The 13,743-nt window shown below is 45.6% G+C and carries 14 protein-coding genes; 8 read left to right on the top strand and 6 right to left on the bottom strand.

All coding sequences use genetic code 11. The annotated features are described in order from the left end of the window. Positions 1–71: 71 nt before the first annotated feature. The 8 genes from queD to ACFFJH_RS19770 all read left to right on the top strand — a co-directional run bounded on the left by queD (position 72) and on the right by ACFFJH_RS19770 (position 7,530). Positions 72–515 (top strand): 6-carboxytetrahydropterin synthase QueD, encoded by a 444-nt coding sequence (gene queD / locus ACFFJH_RS19805; RefSeq protein ID WP_189344196.1) that lies wholly within the window; start codon positions 72–74, stop codon positions 513–515. A gap of 293 nt (positions 516–808) precedes the next feature. Further along, positions 809–1,303 carry a tRNA adenosine(34) deaminase TadA gene (tadA, locus tag ACFFJH_RS19800; RefSeq protein ID WP_390214839.1) on the top strand — a complete coding sequence of 165 codons (495 nt, stop codon included), beginning with the start codon at positions 809–811 and terminating at the stop codon, positions 1,301–1,303. Positions 1,304–1,347: 44 nt separating this feature from the next. Beyond that, positions 1,348–2,265 carry an LD-carboxypeptidase gene (locus ACFFJH_RS19795; RefSeq protein ID WP_390214837.1) on the top strand — a complete coding sequence of 306 codons (918 nt, stop codon included), beginning with the start codon at positions 1,348–1,350 and terminating at the stop codon, positions 2,263–2,265. Positions 2,266–2,293: 28 nt separating this feature from the next. Then, positions 2,294–3,472, top strand: a complete 1,179-nt coding sequence (locus tag ACFFJH_RS19790) for an acetyl-CoA C-acyltransferase (protein WP_390214835.1) — start codon at positions 2,294–2,296, stop codon at positions 3,470–3,472. Positions 3,473–3,509: 37 nt separating this feature from the next. Then, entirely contained in the window at positions 3,510–3,977 is a 468-nt protein-coding gene (locus ACFFJH_RS19785; protein ID WP_390214833.1) for a PaaI family thioesterase, read from the top strand. A 65-nt stretch (positions 3,978–4,042) separates the two neighbouring features. Continuing rightward, a complete protein-coding gene (locus ACFFJH_RS19780) occupies positions 4,043–5,044 on the top strand; it encodes an NADP-dependent oxidoreductase (RefSeq protein WP_390214831.1) in 1,002 nt (333 codons plus the stop codon). A 44-nt stretch (positions 5,045–5,088) separates the two neighbouring features. Further along, positions 5,089–5,517: a GNAT family N-acetyltransferase gene (locus ACFFJH_RS19775; RefSeq protein WP_390214830.1), complete on the top strand. Its 429-nt coding sequence runs from the start codon at positions 5,089–5,091 to the stop codon at positions 5,515–5,517. A 126-nt stretch (positions 5,518–5,643) separates the two neighbouring features. Beyond that, positions 5,644–7,530 carry an MFS transporter gene (locus ACFFJH_RS19770; RefSeq protein WP_390214828.1) on the top strand — a complete coding sequence of 629 codons (1,887 nt, stop codon included), beginning with the start codon at positions 5,644–5,646 and terminating at the stop codon, positions 7,528–7,530. A 117-nt stretch (positions 7,531–7,647) separates the two neighbouring features. On the opposite strand, the gene ACFFJH_RS19765 is transcribed toward ACFFJH_RS19770, so the two are convergent. From ACFFJH_RS19765 to ACFFJH_RS19740, 6 genes are all read right to left on the bottom strand, one after another. Next, positions 7,648–9,828: an aminotransferase class V-fold PLP-dependent enzyme gene (locus tag ACFFJH_RS19765; RefSeq protein WP_390214826.1), complete on the bottom strand. Its 2,181-nt coding sequence runs from the start codon at positions 9,826–9,828 to the stop codon at positions 7,648–7,650. A gap of 201 nt (positions 9,829–10,029) precedes the next feature. After that, complete coding sequence (locus ACFFJH_RS19760) at positions 10,030–10,461, bottom strand: nuclear transport factor 2 family protein (protein WP_390214824.1); 432 nt, start codon at positions 10,459–10,461, stop codon at positions 10,030–10,032. Between the two features lie 43 nt (positions 10,462–10,504). Further along, on the bottom strand, positions 10,505–11,323 hold the full coding sequence (locus ACFFJH_RS19755; protein WP_390214822.1) for an SDR family NAD(P)-dependent oxidoreductase: 819 nt from the start codon (positions 11,321–11,323) through the stop codon (positions 10,505–10,507). After that, complete coding sequence (locus ACFFJH_RS19750) at positions 11,323–11,850, bottom strand: DUF3833 domain-containing protein (protein ID WP_390214820.1); 528 nt, start codon at positions 11,848–11,850, stop codon at positions 11,323–11,325. Before ACFFJH_RS19750 ends, ACFFJH_RS19755 begins: the two co-directional genes overlap by 1 nt. Continuing rightward, positions 11,847–13,163, bottom strand: a complete 1,317-nt coding sequence (locus ACFFJH_RS19745) for an MFS transporter (RefSeq protein ID WP_390214818.1) — start codon at positions 13,161–13,163, stop codon at positions 11,847–11,849. Before ACFFJH_RS19745 ends, ACFFJH_RS19750 begins: the two co-directional genes overlap by 4 nt. Positions 13,164–13,176: 13 nt before the next feature. Beyond that, the gene (locus tag ACFFJH_RS19740; RefSeq protein WP_390214816.1) at positions 13,177–13,734 is read right to left on the bottom strand and encodes a chalcone isomerase family protein; all 558 of its coding nucleotides are present in this window, start codon (positions 13,732–13,734) and stop codon (positions 13,177–13,179) included. Positions 13,735–13,743: the final 9 nt, after the last annotated feature.

Genomic DNA, 13,743 nt, shown 5'->3' with positions numbered 1-13,743 from the left:
ATAATTTTTTATTAGCTGTCGACATGACGTGACTATGACGTTTTGTCTGACCTTATGTACACAGGCAATACATGTTAACCATTACCAGAAAAGTTGAATTCGATACCGGACATCGGATTCCCGATCACAACAGCCAATGCCGCAATTTGCATGGGCATCGCTATACCTTGTTGATTACCTTGACTGGTGATGTCGTCGAAAAAGACGGTGAGTCTGATAACGGCATGATCATGGATTTTGGTGATATCAAAGCACTTGCCAATAAACATCTGGTCGATCTTTGGGACCATGCATTTATTGTGTATGAAAAAGACACGGCGGTGCGTCAATTCTTAGAAAGCATGCCTGGACATAAAACGGTGGTAATCGATCGCGTTCCTACGGTTGAAAACTTGGCCAAAATCGCCTTCGATATGCTCAAAGATGTCTATCACGATCGTTATGGTCGCCATTTATCTCTGACGAAAATCACGCTATACGAAACGCCTAATTGCTGGGCGGAGATTGACGGCTAGGCAATCGATTGAATCTACGAAAATAAGAACTAGAAGAATGAGCCCAAAGGATCAAGTTGTAATTCTCTTTACAGTTGCGGGCTTTATGTTCGGGGTTTTAATTTTACATTTCCTAGAAATTGCAGATTGGCCACACATTTCTCGAACGATTACATTTAGTACAGGATTTGCCTACTTGTTAGGACATTTCTTTTCAAAAAGAAATAAATAAGCCCCAACGCTATAAATAGACAGTTCACTACATGATTAAATGGCACGACATAGCGGCTAACATTTCGGTCTAAATAAAATCCATGATCAGTGATGAAATTTTTATGCTTGAAGCCATCGCTCAAGCAAAGTTGGCTTGGCAAGCAGGGGAAGTCCCAGTCGGCGCAGTAGTCGTGAAGGACGGCGAAATCATCGCTCGTGGCTTTAATCAACCGATAGCGACCCACGATCCAACTGCGCACGCCGAAGTCGTCGCTATGCGTGCTGCAGCCGAAGTTCTTGGCAATTATCGTCTTCCTGGTTGTGAACTCTATGTCACCTTAGAGCCTTGTGTCATGTGTTCTGGTGCATTAATGCATGCACGTTTTTCTCGTATCGTGTTTGGTGCGCATGATTTCAAAACTGGCGCATGTGGTTCGATTGTCGATTTATTTAAAGAAGAAAAGCTCAATCATCATGCCGAAGTGATCTCTGGCGTGTTGGCAGAGGAATGTGTGCAACTACTCAAGGATTTTTTTGCTGAGCGCCGCCGTGCCGCGGTAGAATCGCGTATTCCATCAGACAAGCTAGGCGAGTGATAGCCATTATCGATCGCTGATTACTGAACAGACGAGTATTAGCGATGCCCATTTCTTTCCCCAAAATTCTCCCTGAACATCCTTGCATCGCTATCGTTGCACCGAGCGGTGCGGCTTTAGATGATACGAATATTGACGCCGGTTTACAGGCGCTGAAGAGCGCCGGATTTAAGGTAATCAATTACTACCAGCATACAGAGCGTTTTGAACGCTTTGGAGCGACAGATCAAGAACGTTTGAATCAATTAAATGCCGCGATCGACAATCCTGAGGTCGATATCGTGATGGGCTTGCGCGGTAGTTATGGCTTGTCGAGAATTTTGCCAAATATCGATCTACAAAAGATAGCCAGCAGCGGTCAATGGTTGGTTGGCTACAGTGACTTCAACGCCTTGCAATTGGCGATGTTGGCAAAGACGGATACGGCTAGTTTATGCGGCCCTATGCTGTGCAATGATTTTACTCGCGAAGAACTACATCCATTTACACAAGACCAATTTTTTAAAGCTTTGCGTGAGCGCAAAACCCATCTTGAATTTGAATCGGATCAAGAAGCAAATTTGTGTGTCGAAGGTAGATTATGGGGCGGCAATTTGGCTATGATTTGTCATCTGCTTGGAACCGAATATTTTCCAAACATTGAAGGTGGCATCCTGTTTGTGGAAGATATTGCAGAGCATCCTTATCGTGTTGAGCGCATGCTGCTTCAACTTCATATGGCAGGCGTGTTGGCGAAACAAAAGGCGATCGTATTGGGAAATTTTTCTGCTTACCGCTTAGCACCACAAGATAATGGCTACGACTTCGCGGCGATGTTGAAGTTTTTGCGCGCGACTATCACGACACCTATTGTGACTGGGCTACCGTTTGGTCATTGCGACGATAAAGCGAGCTTGATGCAAGGCTCAACCGCACATCTCAGTGTCAACGATAAGCAAGTAAAACTCACCGCAGAATTTTAAATAACTCAAAAAGTATACGGAGACAAAAATGACAGACGCAGTGATCGTCTCGACAGCGCGCACCGGATTAGCAAAGTCATGGAAGGGCGCGTTTAACATGACACACGGCGCGAGTATGGCGGGGCCGACGCTCACTGCTGTTATTCAAAGAGCCAATCTTGAGCACGCTGAAATCGAAGATGTAATGGTCGGTTGCGCATTTCCTGAAGGTGCGAATGGTCGCAATATCGCACGACAAATCGCATTACGTGCTGGCTGCCCGGTCACAGTTCCAGGTATCACAATTAATCGCTATTGCTCGTCCGGATTGCAATCTATCGCTTTGGCTGCGCAGCGTGTGATGTCCGGTGAGATCGATATCATCGCAGCGGGTGGTGTTGAATCTATCTCTTGTGTGCAAAATGAAATGAATAAGCACATGCTCAGTGATCCATGGCTACAACAGCATATTCCGCAAGTCTATATGCCTATGCTAGAAACTGCAGAGATAGTCGCCAAGCGTTATCAGATTTCACGCGAACGTCAGGATGAATATGGTGTGCGCAGCCAGCAACGTGCTAGTGCTGCCTTCGCAGCCGGTTTATTTGATGCGGAAATTATTCCAGTAACGACGACCATGCGCGTTACAGATAATGAAACAGGCGAACATCATTTGCGTGAAGTGACGATTGCTGCCGATGAAGGGATACGCGCAGGGACAACTTTAGAAGCAGTTTCTCAAATCAGAACGGCATTGCCAGATGGCGTCATCACGGCAGGCAATGCCAGTCAATTTTCAGACGGCGCGGCGATGACTATCGTCATGAATGCTCAAGTCGCTGAACGTAAAGGTTTGCAGCCATTGGGTGTGTTTCGTGGTTTTGCAGTGGCTGGTTGTGAGCCAGATGAGATGGGAATTGGCCCCGTGTTTGCGATTCCTAAATTGCTCAAACGTGCAGGCTTAGGCATTGATGATATCGGTTTGTGGGAACTGAATGAAGCGTTCGCTGTGCAAGTATTGTACTGCGCCGACAAGCTAGGCATTCCTATGGATAGATTGAATGTGAATGGTGGAGCGATCGCCGTTGGTCACCCTTATGGTGTTTCTGGCGCACGCCTGACTGGGCATGCTTTGTTGGAAGGCAAACGTCGCGGTGTCAAATATGTAGTCATCACCATGTGCATTGGCGGTGGACAAGGCGCTGCTGGATTGTTTGAAGTTTTATAAATATGTCGGCATAGACCCATTTTTAGTGATGAATAAGATGTCTGATTTTCTCAACGATACTAATCAAAATGCTAGTGTGATTTCGCAAATTGAAAATCCTTTCCTCGACTATCTCGGCATCGTTTCGGGCGAGATGAAAGAAGGTAAAGCCAATTTATTTTTAGATCTACATCATCACCACATGAATAGCTGGCAAATCACGCATGGTGGCGTATTGATGACCTTGCTTGATGTGGTGATGGCAATGGCTGGACGTTCTTTACATGATGATCAAAAAGGTGTTGTCACAGTCGAGATGAAAACCACATTCTTGCAACCAGGCGGTGTAGTAGGCGGACGCCTTGAAGCGCGCAGCGTCGCGTTTCATCAATCGACGACCATGTGTTTTTGTGATGGTGAAATTTGGAGCGGTGATAAATTGGTGGCGAAAGCGATGGGAACGTATAAGTATTTGCGTAGTTTGAAATCTAAAGCTGGATTAGTGAAGATGGGTGGCAGTGATTGAGCTTGAGAGTTTCATAGTTGCACCCGCCCTACAAAAACAGAACTAATTAACAGGGAAAATTAAATATGAATACCCATTATCAACGTATCGTTTTGGCCACGCGTCCCAGTGGTGAGGTCACACCAGAAAATTTTCGTCTGGAGACTGTGCCAGTGCCAACTATCGCAGACGGTCAAGTCTTAATCCGCAATCATTTTCTCTCACTCGATCCTTATATGCGGGTACGCATGGATGATGTCAAAAACTATGCCGCACCGCAAGCCTTAAATGAAACCATGATAGGTGGCACGGTAGGCGAAATTGTCGCCAGCAACAATCCACAATTTCAAATTGGTGACAAGGTCATTGGTATGATGGGTTGGGCGGAAATGGGAGTCTCTGATGGAACATTGTTACGCAAACTCGATACGACCCACATCCCCTTATCTGCCTATCTAGGCGCTGTAGGGATGCCAGGTATGACAGCTTGGTATGGTCTGACCCAAATTATGCAAGCAAAAGAAGGCGAAACAGTAGTCGTCTCCGCTGCCAGCGGCGCGGTGGGTAGCGTGGTCGGACAATTGGCGAAATTGCGCGGTTGTCGCGCGGTTGGTATCGCTGGTGGAACCGAAAAATGCGCCTACGTGGTCAACGACTTAGGCTTTGATGCATGTATCGATTACAAAGCGGTAAACCTAGAAGAGCAGCTCGCAGCAGCAACGTCAAATGGCATTGATGCGATTTTTGAAAACGTCGGCGGTGCGAGTTTTGACGCTTGTTTGGCGCGCGTGAATCCGTTTGCAAGGATTGCCCTTTGTGGCATGATCGCAGGCTATGATGGTGGCGATATGTCTATCCATAATGCGCGGATGTTACTCAGTATGCGGGTCACTTTACGTGGCTTTATTATTTCTGAACATCTAGATTTATGGCCGCAAGGTTTAAAGGAATTAGGCATACTGGTCGCACAGGGCAAATTGAAGTTCAGAGAGAGTATTGCACCGAATTTAGCGGCTGCGCCTAAGGCGTTTATCGGCTTATTAAAAGGTAAAAATCTCGGAAAGCAATTAGTACGCTTGATTCCATAAGTGCGATATCGATGAAATAAAAAACGATCAGATTAAGAATATAAATGAATCCCGACATACAAATAAAATTAGGCGAATGGTCTGAGTTGCAAGCTGATGCACAAGCAGTACGTACCGCCGTTTTCGTTGAAGAACAAAAAATTCCTGCCGCACTCGAATGGGATGTGATGGATGCGCAATGTTTACACGCCGTTGCCTACGATGCGCAAGGCAAAGCGATAGGCACCGGACGTTTGCTACCAGATGGTCATATCGGCCGTATGGCGGTGTTGAACACGGCACGCAATTGTGGAGTTGGTGCTGAAATCTTGCGTCAACTGATGGTGCAAGCGAAACATCGCGGTATGCAAACAGTACAACTCAATGCACAAATCTCTGCAGAACCGTTTTATCAACGTGAAGGATTTCTTCGTGAAGGTGATCTGTTTATCGAAGCAGGTATTGAGCATGTTCACATGAACAAAAACCTCTGATCGATTCTCAAGAGAGACTGTATTTGTTGTTGAATATTCTCGATGTAAAAAATAAGCCAATTCCAAAGCTAATTACTTTAGAATTGGCTTTTTTGTTAATGGCCGTCCTCGCGAGCCTATACTGATATGAGCCAACACAGCCAGTTCACCTTATTGAAAGAGCGTCGTTTTGCGCCGTTTTTTTGGACGCAATTTTTTGGCGCATTTAATGACAATGTGTTTAAGACGGCTTTACTGACGATCTTGACTTACGATGCATTAACTTGGACCACGATGGATGTAGGCTTGTTGAATAATTTGATTCCAGGCTTGTTCATTTTACCCTTTGTTTTGTTTTCTGCGACATCAGGGCAATTAGCCGATAAGTTTGAAAAAGGGCGTATGGCACGCTATGTCAAGCTACTAGAGATAGTCATTATGCTGATCGCTGGTTTTGGTTGGATGACACACAATATCTGGGTATTGGTAGCGGCGGTGGCTGGAATGGGTATTCATTCCACTTTGTTTGGTCCCGTTAAGTACGCCTATTTGCCGCAGCATTTGCATGCCGATGAGTTGGTCGGTGGTAATGGTGTCATTGAAATGGGAACCTTCGTCGGCATACTGTTAGGCGAAATTTTAGGCGCTATGCTTGTGGTACACAAACCTTGGGGAATAGAGCTAGTTGCTGGCGGCACAATTGTCATTGCTGTTATTGGCTGGTTGTTTAGTCTGCGCATTCCTGTCTCTCCTGCACCAGTGCCCGAATTAAAAATTAATTGGAATCCCGCTACTGAAACAGTACGTAACTTAAGTTTCAGCAAGAAAAATCGTCCCGTCTTTTTATCCTTATTAGCCAATTCTTGGTTTTGGTTTTATGGCGCAATCTTGCTCGCCCAATTTCCAGTCTACGCCAAAGACTATCTGCACGGCGACCATAGCGTTTTTGTTTTGTTACTCACAATCTTCTCTTTTGGCATAGGTGCTGGTTCTTTGCTATGCGAGCGTCTTTCTGGACACAAAGTGGAAATTGGCCTGGTGCCTTTCGGCGCAATCGGTTTGTCCATCTTTGGCTTCGATTTGTATCTGTCGAGTTTGATGTACACCAACACTGTGGCAGTGACGGCGATGAGTTTTATCGATCAAGTCGGTAGCTACAAAATCTTGTTCGATATTTTTATGATAGGTATTTTTGGTGGCTTGTATATCGTGCCCTTGTTCGCTTTGATTCAAACTCGCTGCGATCCTAAACATCTGTCACGCACGATTGCTGGCATGAATATTATGAATGCCTTATTCATGGTGGTTGCTGCTTTGGTAGCGATGCTGATGTTGAAGCAAGGCTTCACCATTCCGCAGATTTTTATGGCAACCGCGATTTTGAACGCAATTGTAGCGATCTATATTTTCAGTGTGGTGCCAGAATTTTTAATGCGCTTCGTTGCTTGGATTTTGATACATACTGTGCACAGAGTGAGGGGCATCAATGTCGATAAAATTCCAAACGAGGGCGCTGCTGTATTAGTCTGTAATCACGTTAGCTACATGGATGCGATCGTTATCATGGCCTACAGTCCGCGTCCTATTCGTTTTGTGATGGATCACAGTATTTTCAAAATTCCGTTTTTATCTTGGGTATTCCGTACGGCAAAAGCAATACCGATTGCGCCTGCTAAAGAAAATCCTTGGCTAATGGAAAAGTCTTTTATCGACATTGCGCAAGCCTTACATGAAGGCGATTTAGTGTGTATTTTCCCAGAAGGGAAATTGACTCGTGATGGCGAGATCAATGAATTCAAAGGCGGTGTCATGAAAATCGTGGAACGCACGCCAGTACCTGTAATCCCAATGGCATTGCGTGGACTGTGGGGGAGTTTGTTATCTCGTGACAAAGGAAATCCATTCCATCGCTCGTTCCGTCGCGGGCCATTTTCTCGCTTGGAATTGGTCGTAGGCGAGCCACAAGAACCTACCCAAATTTCACCACAGAGCTTGCAACAACAAGTGCAGGAGCTTAGGGGAGAGTGGAAATAGTCGTCGTACTTGAATGAGGATTCGACGCTATTTAATAGCTGGTCTGAAGCAATAAAAAACCTTCAAAGATAGAAATACTTTGAAGGTTTTTTTAGTTGGAAATCTAGATTCTAGTGCTCAATGCTGCCACAAAGCCAAGCCACCTGCGATGTGCCAAGCATTCTCGTATCCGAGTCGGCGCAAACACTGAACCGCTTGAGAGCTGCGTCCACCGGTACGGCAGAAAAATAAGATAGGCGTCGTTTTAGATTCGTTTTGTTTTAACCAGCGTTCTACGCCGTTCGCTAAACGCGTTAACGGCACATGCAAAACTTCACTGCCTTCAGGTACATCAAAATGACTGAGTTGTTGTTCGTAAGGCTCACGCACATCAACCAAAATGGTACCCGGATGTGTCGCAATAAATTCATGTAGCTTGGCAGACGGCACGGTCGCCGACTCGAGGCAACATTCCGTATCGTGGTCAAACATAGTCACTAGACGCTTATCGAAATCGTGCGCGGCGCAAAGTAGGGTGTCTTCTCCGATATAAGATTTCAGCTCAGCTTGAATGACATTCATTGCTTGCTGATTTTGCGGCATCTTATTTTCTGCCTGATTTTTTGTGTCGAACAAGTCACCACAAAATGCGAAATTCGTTTTGACGGATTTATCTTGTGAAGGCTTTATATCGTCAGCAAGGCAATCGCCAAATAAAAATACCGGCTTATTTTTCGCATTAACTAAATTGAGCTGGGCAAAGAATTTCTCACCCAAAGTGATGCCATTGAGTGTCAGGGTAGGCGACAACTGTAACGCGCATGCCGACTTGTGGGATGCAATTGTGCTCGAGAAGTCGCTTGATAAGTCGCCCGTGTAAGCATCGGCCAATAAGTTTGCCAGTGCCTGATTGGTTTGATCTTGTTGCGCATGACTGCCGGTGCCAACGATGGCTGCAACGGTGTACGTCTGGCAGCGTACGTATTTAGCGATACGTTCAATCAACTCAGGCAGTGCATCAATGACGATGCACTGTTTACTTGCGGAGTCAGCGACGATCCAAGTGCAGGCGGCACCAAAGCTTAGTTGGATCACGCCTTCTGCGGGTAAAGGTTCGATGTCACCGGTGACCATACAAGTTTTACGCAGTGCGTCACCACAAACACGAATCCGGCGACAAGCTTCTTCGATATAGTCCTCGGTTACCGCTGGACCAAATGACATCCGTACTGCGCTCGCAGCCTGCCATTCGGGCAAATCCATGGCTTGTAATACGAAGCTAGGCTGGGCTTTGGCTGCGCTGCAGGCTGAGCCTGCGCTGACGCGAACATCGGCGGCATCAAATAAGTCTAATAGTTCTTTACTGGTTAAACCTGGCACTGAAAAATTCAAAGTAGTCGGTAAGCTTTGTGCTAATGGCGCATTCAAGATCAAACCCGGGAAGGCTTCTTTAACAGCGTCTAGTAATCGAAGACGAAATTTTTCTAATGTCGCGTGGTCGCGGAAGGTATGCCCGTCACTCAAAGCTTCGAGCACAGCGCCAAGGGCGGCAATACCAGAGACATTTTCTGTACCTGAACGTAAGCTTCCTTCTTGGCCGCCGCCTGCCAATAAAGGTGTGAAGGGAGCATCTTTGTGTACATAGAGTAAGCCTATCCCTTTGGGTGCATAAAGCTTATGCCCGGAAAATAAGGAGTAGTCGATGCGATGCTGGCTCAATTTGAGCGGTAATTTCCCTAAAGCCTGTACACCATCAACTAACCAATAAGCGGGATGATCTACTAGTAGAGCTTCTATGCCCGCCAAGTCAGTCACAATGCCGGTTTCGTTATTGGCCGCCATAGTGCAGACTAAGCCTGCAGTGGCGAGGTGTGCTTTAAGGAAGGCCAAATCATGGCGACCAGCGTGATCAACCGGGATCGCAATGATGTTGAAGTTTAACCCTAATACTTGATTCCAGTGGTGCAGCGATTCTGGCACGGCTTTGTGTTCGGTCGCGCCATAAAGAAGGTCGGTACCAACTTTTTCACCTTTAGCTAGCTTGTCGCGCAGTGCTAATAGCGTCGAGAATACAGCGGTTTGTATGCCTTCGGTCGCGCCGCTAACAAACAAAAGTTTACCGTTTTCGCTGCCTAATAAGTCACAGGCGGTTTTACGTGCATGCTCCATCACGGCTTTGGCCTGAATCCCGCTACTATGCACGCTACTCGGATTGCCATAGTCGTCTTCCATCACTGCGCGCGCCGCTTCAAGCGCTAAAGGCATTACGGGCGTGGTGGCATTGGAATCAAGATAAATAACGCGGGATGAAATAGACATGGCGAGCAATCACTAAAATGGAAACAATTTTGACCCAAAATGCTAGCGCTTCATGGCATTGTGTGGACAATTGGTGAGGACAATAAGGGAACGATTTTAGCAGAATGCGGCCAGTACAAAATAAGGAAATCGCTATACTCGAAGCGATTTCCTTTGGCGTAAGTGCCTTAGCCATTGCGGGGAAGTGCTATTTGAAACTTTTTAGTTAGATTGTTTTACTAAAAATTGGCGTCGTAAGAAGCGAATAAAGCCTCCTATAAGTGGCAATTTTTGCCATAACTCTTCAGCAGGATCCCAATAATCTCTATGGTCGACAATCTTACCTTCAGCGTCATAACGCAGGTGAGAGCTGCCCGCCACTTGATAGCTTTTTCCGCTCAATTGGAAATGAAAAGTCCATGTTAGGAAAGACTGTGAACCTTGTTCAATTACATCAATAAAAACAAAACGCGGTGCGCCAGTAGTCGCAAACATATGTTCGAAAATCGCTTTAATCGCCCTCGTACCATGTACTTCATTAAAGGGATCTTTGAAGCGCGCGTCGTCAGCGTAGAACTGTTCGATGTCACTCAGTGAGTCTGGTGTCAATGTCGAATACCAATTCATAATCCTCGTGCTGGGAGAAATACTCATGACAAAATTAGTTCCATAAAATGGGGGATATTTCGCTAGTTGCTTATTCAGTGGCAAGCCGGCGTAATAAGCGAAAACGTAAGCGATACGGTAAGCATTGCAGAAGTTTTAGGCAATAGGTAAAGCGCTTGGGGAAGTGAATTTCAAATTTACCGTCTTGCATGCCTGCTAGTATGGCTTTTGCTGCTTGCTCGGGTGTTTGAAGTGCGGGCATAAAGAAGGTGTTTTTCGCAGTCAAAGGCGTGCTGACAAATCCCGGGTTGATCAAATACACATTGATATCCTTGGGATGCAAATCGGCATACATGATTTCGGCGAGGTTAATTAATGCCGCCTTACTCGGACCGTATACACTCGCGTTCGGTAAGCCTAAGTAGCCCGCAACACTAGCAATCACGGCGATACCACCATGACGTGTTTTGAGCATGTCCGGTAGTATGCATTGTAGGCCGTGATAGACGCTAAGCAGATTGATGTTGAGCGTTTCTTGCGCGTCGATGGAATCGACTTCCCACGTCCGTTCAGGCTGATATTTCGCCGCGCAAAAAACGATTAAATCAATTCTGCCCAAGTCCTGAAGTACTTGTTGATGCGTCTCCGCCCACAAGCTTTTATTGCTGGCGTCAAAGGCCTTGATGTAGGCGTTAGGATGAGCATTGGCGATGTGAGTCAATTGTTCGCTACGACGCGCTGATAATACAACTTTGGCACCTTGATTTAATAACTGTTGGGCTAATGCCGCACCAATTCCACTAGATGCGCCGATGAGCCAAACCGATTTGCCGCGCCAGTCTTCTATTGGATGGTTGAGTGTGCCAAACAATTTTCCCGATAATCTGCTGAGCCAGTTGAAATTAGGCATTATGTTCTCCGGCGAAAAAATAGGGTCACTTCACCGACATCAATGCCAAATTTACTCATACGAGCACGATTTACTAAGGTTTGTTCGTCAATTAAATACATCCAGTCATCCATGCTCATGGCGTAAGTAGTGCCATCAACCGGTAACAATAAAGTGTATTGCCACTTGAATGCATTCCCTGCCGCTTCACCTATTGCATCGCCTTGTACATCACTGGCATTACCTATCCAGCGACCATCTGGATTCTTTTTGAGCTTCCATATACGTTGTTGTTTGCTGCCGTCATCGTAAACAAATTGTTCATCGAGAATTAATTCATCTGCCACACGCTTGCCTTCTATGACGACATGAAAGCGCTTCACAACTGCGCCGTTACGTTGCTGAAACATACCCCAAGCATCCGTGGTGCCGGTAAAGTATTTTTCTAAATCAAACTCTGGTTTGACGCTTTTATAGTGATTGACATCAGTAATCGCGCAGGCACTTACTAAATATGCGACTAGTATCAACAGACATTTCTTGATCATGATCTTGACTTTCTAAGGAGTTGAAATGCGATGAGTTTGCAAAGACAAGGTATCAATGCATAGCTAATAATGAGGGCTAGTTGCGGCTTGTCTGGTATTAGGTTGGTTGTTGAGTTCGGTACCAAGTTCGATACTGTGTTTAATCCTATATTAGAGGCCGATTGAAACCCTAATAAATGTAATAAGGGCAAACTCAAACCTGCTAAGGCCAAGCTTAATTTACTGATTAAAGACCAAACGCCGTAGTAGCTGGCTAAGCTATTTTTTTCTTTGACGTTTTCTGCCAATAAGACCGGTGGAAGGGCCAAATCGGCACCCACGACTAGACCCGAGACGATGCAAACGAGAAGGAATGCGGTGCTATCTCCCGCTCCTAAAAACGCAGCCCCAATAAAACTACCGACTGCTAACAACATACTAACTTGCCAGGCAAATTGAGTACCGTATCGGGCGGCAAATTGAATCCACAAAGGTAAGCCACTAGCACCAGCGATGAAATATCCAGCGAGATAGAGCCCCGTTTTTTCTGGGGTACGGATTTGGTCGTTGATGAAAAACAGTAATAAAGTTGCAGGTATCGCAACCGACAAAGAATTAAAAAAATACACACTTGCTAAGCGTCGAAAAGTTGGCGCAGCAAACATTTGTCGTAAGTAAATTGGTGCTTGTAATTGATGCAGCTCAGGTCTTGGGGATGCCTTGATTAAGAGCATAATCGAGAGCATTAAGATCAAGCCAAAACCTAGGCTGTACTGCCATAGATAGTCTTGTCTGAGAACTGTGGGTGTTTGCAAAATCCACGCCGGCACAATGCTTGCCAAAATAACGCCACCAAGGCCAAAAGTTTCGCGCCATGCGGCAGGACCTAATAAGGACGAATTTTTTTTGGCCGAATTTGTTGCGGTAGTGGATGCCTTAAATCCTGCACCCCAAGTTAGGTAAGCAATATTTAACATACTGTGTGCGGTGTAAGCCAGAATTAGCATTAAACCCAGCCATAGCAATAAGCGATATTCCTCTTGGCGTATGTAGTTTGGCGGTAACCACAATCCATAAAACGCTGCGCCTAGTAGGAGAGTAGAACTTAGCAGCCAATAGGGATTGTCCGATTTGATTTTATCGATCATTTTTCCTAAAAAGGGATCTTGTATGGTATCGATTAAACGTGCAAAAAAAAGTATTAGTCCGGTACCGGCCAAAGGTAGGCCTAATTGAGTTGTATAGTAATTAGGGATTTGTACATAGACAGGTAAGGCCGCCATAGCTAATGGCAAGCCTAATAAACCGTAGCATATGAGAGCGGCGGTTTTCACTTATTGGATTCCCTTATTTTGTTTCATTTTGCTGTCCCATCAACTTAGCCCGGAGTTGCTTGTCTTTACTGCGTGGATCGAGCCAAATTGAAAAAAAAGCCTTTGAAAATTTCTCGTCAGGTATTTCGGCTAACAGCTTTGATTGACTATAAAAGCGACAGCCAAATTGCGGCACGTGAACTCCAATTAATTGATCGCCGCTCTTGACGTCGGTAAATGCCTTGGCCATGTAACTACGCCATTGTTGCAGTTGTTCTTGGTTAAAATTATCGCCATGTAGTCGCTTAATTTCGTCTATGCTGGTATCGACAAAACGTTCACGACTGATCGACTTGTGGTAAGTAATTTCTAATGCAAAGCCTTGTTGGGGATTGAATGTCGTGTTTTTTACTTCAGTCTCTTGCCACAGGCGGGCTGAATAGATGGACAAACCCCACCAACTAAATTCACCACTGCCTATGAGTTTGGCCTGAGGGATATCCTTACGCCAGACATCGGCCTGAGCCGACATAGCGCTAGCACCAATTACAAGCAGCGCCGTCAACTGCATCCATTTGATAAAAATTTTCATAGACAAGCC

Source organism: Affinundibacterium danionis (assembly GCF_042432465.1).
In the GTDB taxonomy this organism is placed as follows: domain Bacteria; phylum Pseudomonadota; class Gammaproteobacteria; order Burkholderiales; family Burkholderiaceae_D; genus Undibacterium; species Undibacterium danionis.
The sequence above is the reverse complement of the archived record's forward strand: the minus strand, read 5'-3'. Positions and strand labels throughout refer to the sequence as shown.

Bases quoted from the DNA above. Each gene is read 5' to 3' on its own strand.
- queD (WP_189344196.1), top strand. From the start codon at position 72: ATGTTAACCATTACCAGAAAAGTTGAATTCGATACCGGACATCGGATT.
- tadA (WP_390214839.1), top strand. From the start codon at position 809: ATGATCAGTGATGAAATTTTTATGCTTGAAGCCATCGCTCAAGCAAAG.
- ACFFJH_RS19795 (WP_390214837.1), top strand. From the start codon at position 1,348: ATGCCCATTTCTTTCCCCAAAATTCTCCCTGAACATCCTTGCATCGCT.
- ACFFJH_RS19790 (WP_390214835.1), top strand. From the start codon at position 2,294: ATGACAGACGCAGTGATCGTCTCGACAGCGCGCACCGGATTAGCAAAG.
- ACFFJH_RS19785 (WP_390214833.1), top strand. From the start codon at position 3,510: ATGTCTGATTTTCTCAACGATACTAATCAAAATGCTAGTGTGATTTCG.
- ACFFJH_RS19780 (WP_390214831.1), top strand. From the start codon at position 4,043: ATGAATACCCATTATCAACGTATCGTTTTGGCCACGCGTCCCAGTGGT.
- ACFFJH_RS19775 (WP_390214830.1), top strand. From the start codon at position 5,089: ATGAATCCCGACATACAAATAAAATTAGGCGAATGGTCTGAGTTGCAA.
- ACFFJH_RS19770 (WP_390214828.1), top strand. From the start codon at position 5,644: ATGAGCCAACACAGCCAGTTCACCTTATTGAAAGAGCGTCGTTTTGCG.
- ACFFJH_RS19765 (WP_390214826.1), bottom strand. From the start codon at position 9,828: ATGTCTATTTCATCCCGCGTTATTTATCTTGATTCCAATGCCACCACG.
- ACFFJH_RS19760 (WP_390214824.1), bottom strand. From the start codon at position 10,461: ATGAGTATTTCTCCCAGCACGAGGATTATGAATTGGTATTCGACATTG.
- ACFFJH_RS19755 (WP_390214822.1), bottom strand. From the start codon at position 11,323: ATGCCTAATTTCAACTGGCTCAGCAGATTATCGGGAAAATTGTTTGGC.
- ACFFJH_RS19750 (WP_390214820.1), bottom strand. From the start codon at position 11,850: ATGATCAAGAAATGTCTGTTGATACTAGTCGCATATTTAGTAAGTGCC.
- ACFFJH_RS19740 (WP_390214816.1), bottom strand. From the start codon at position 13,734: ATGAAAATTTTTATCAAATGGATGCAGTTGACGGCGCTGCTTGTAATT.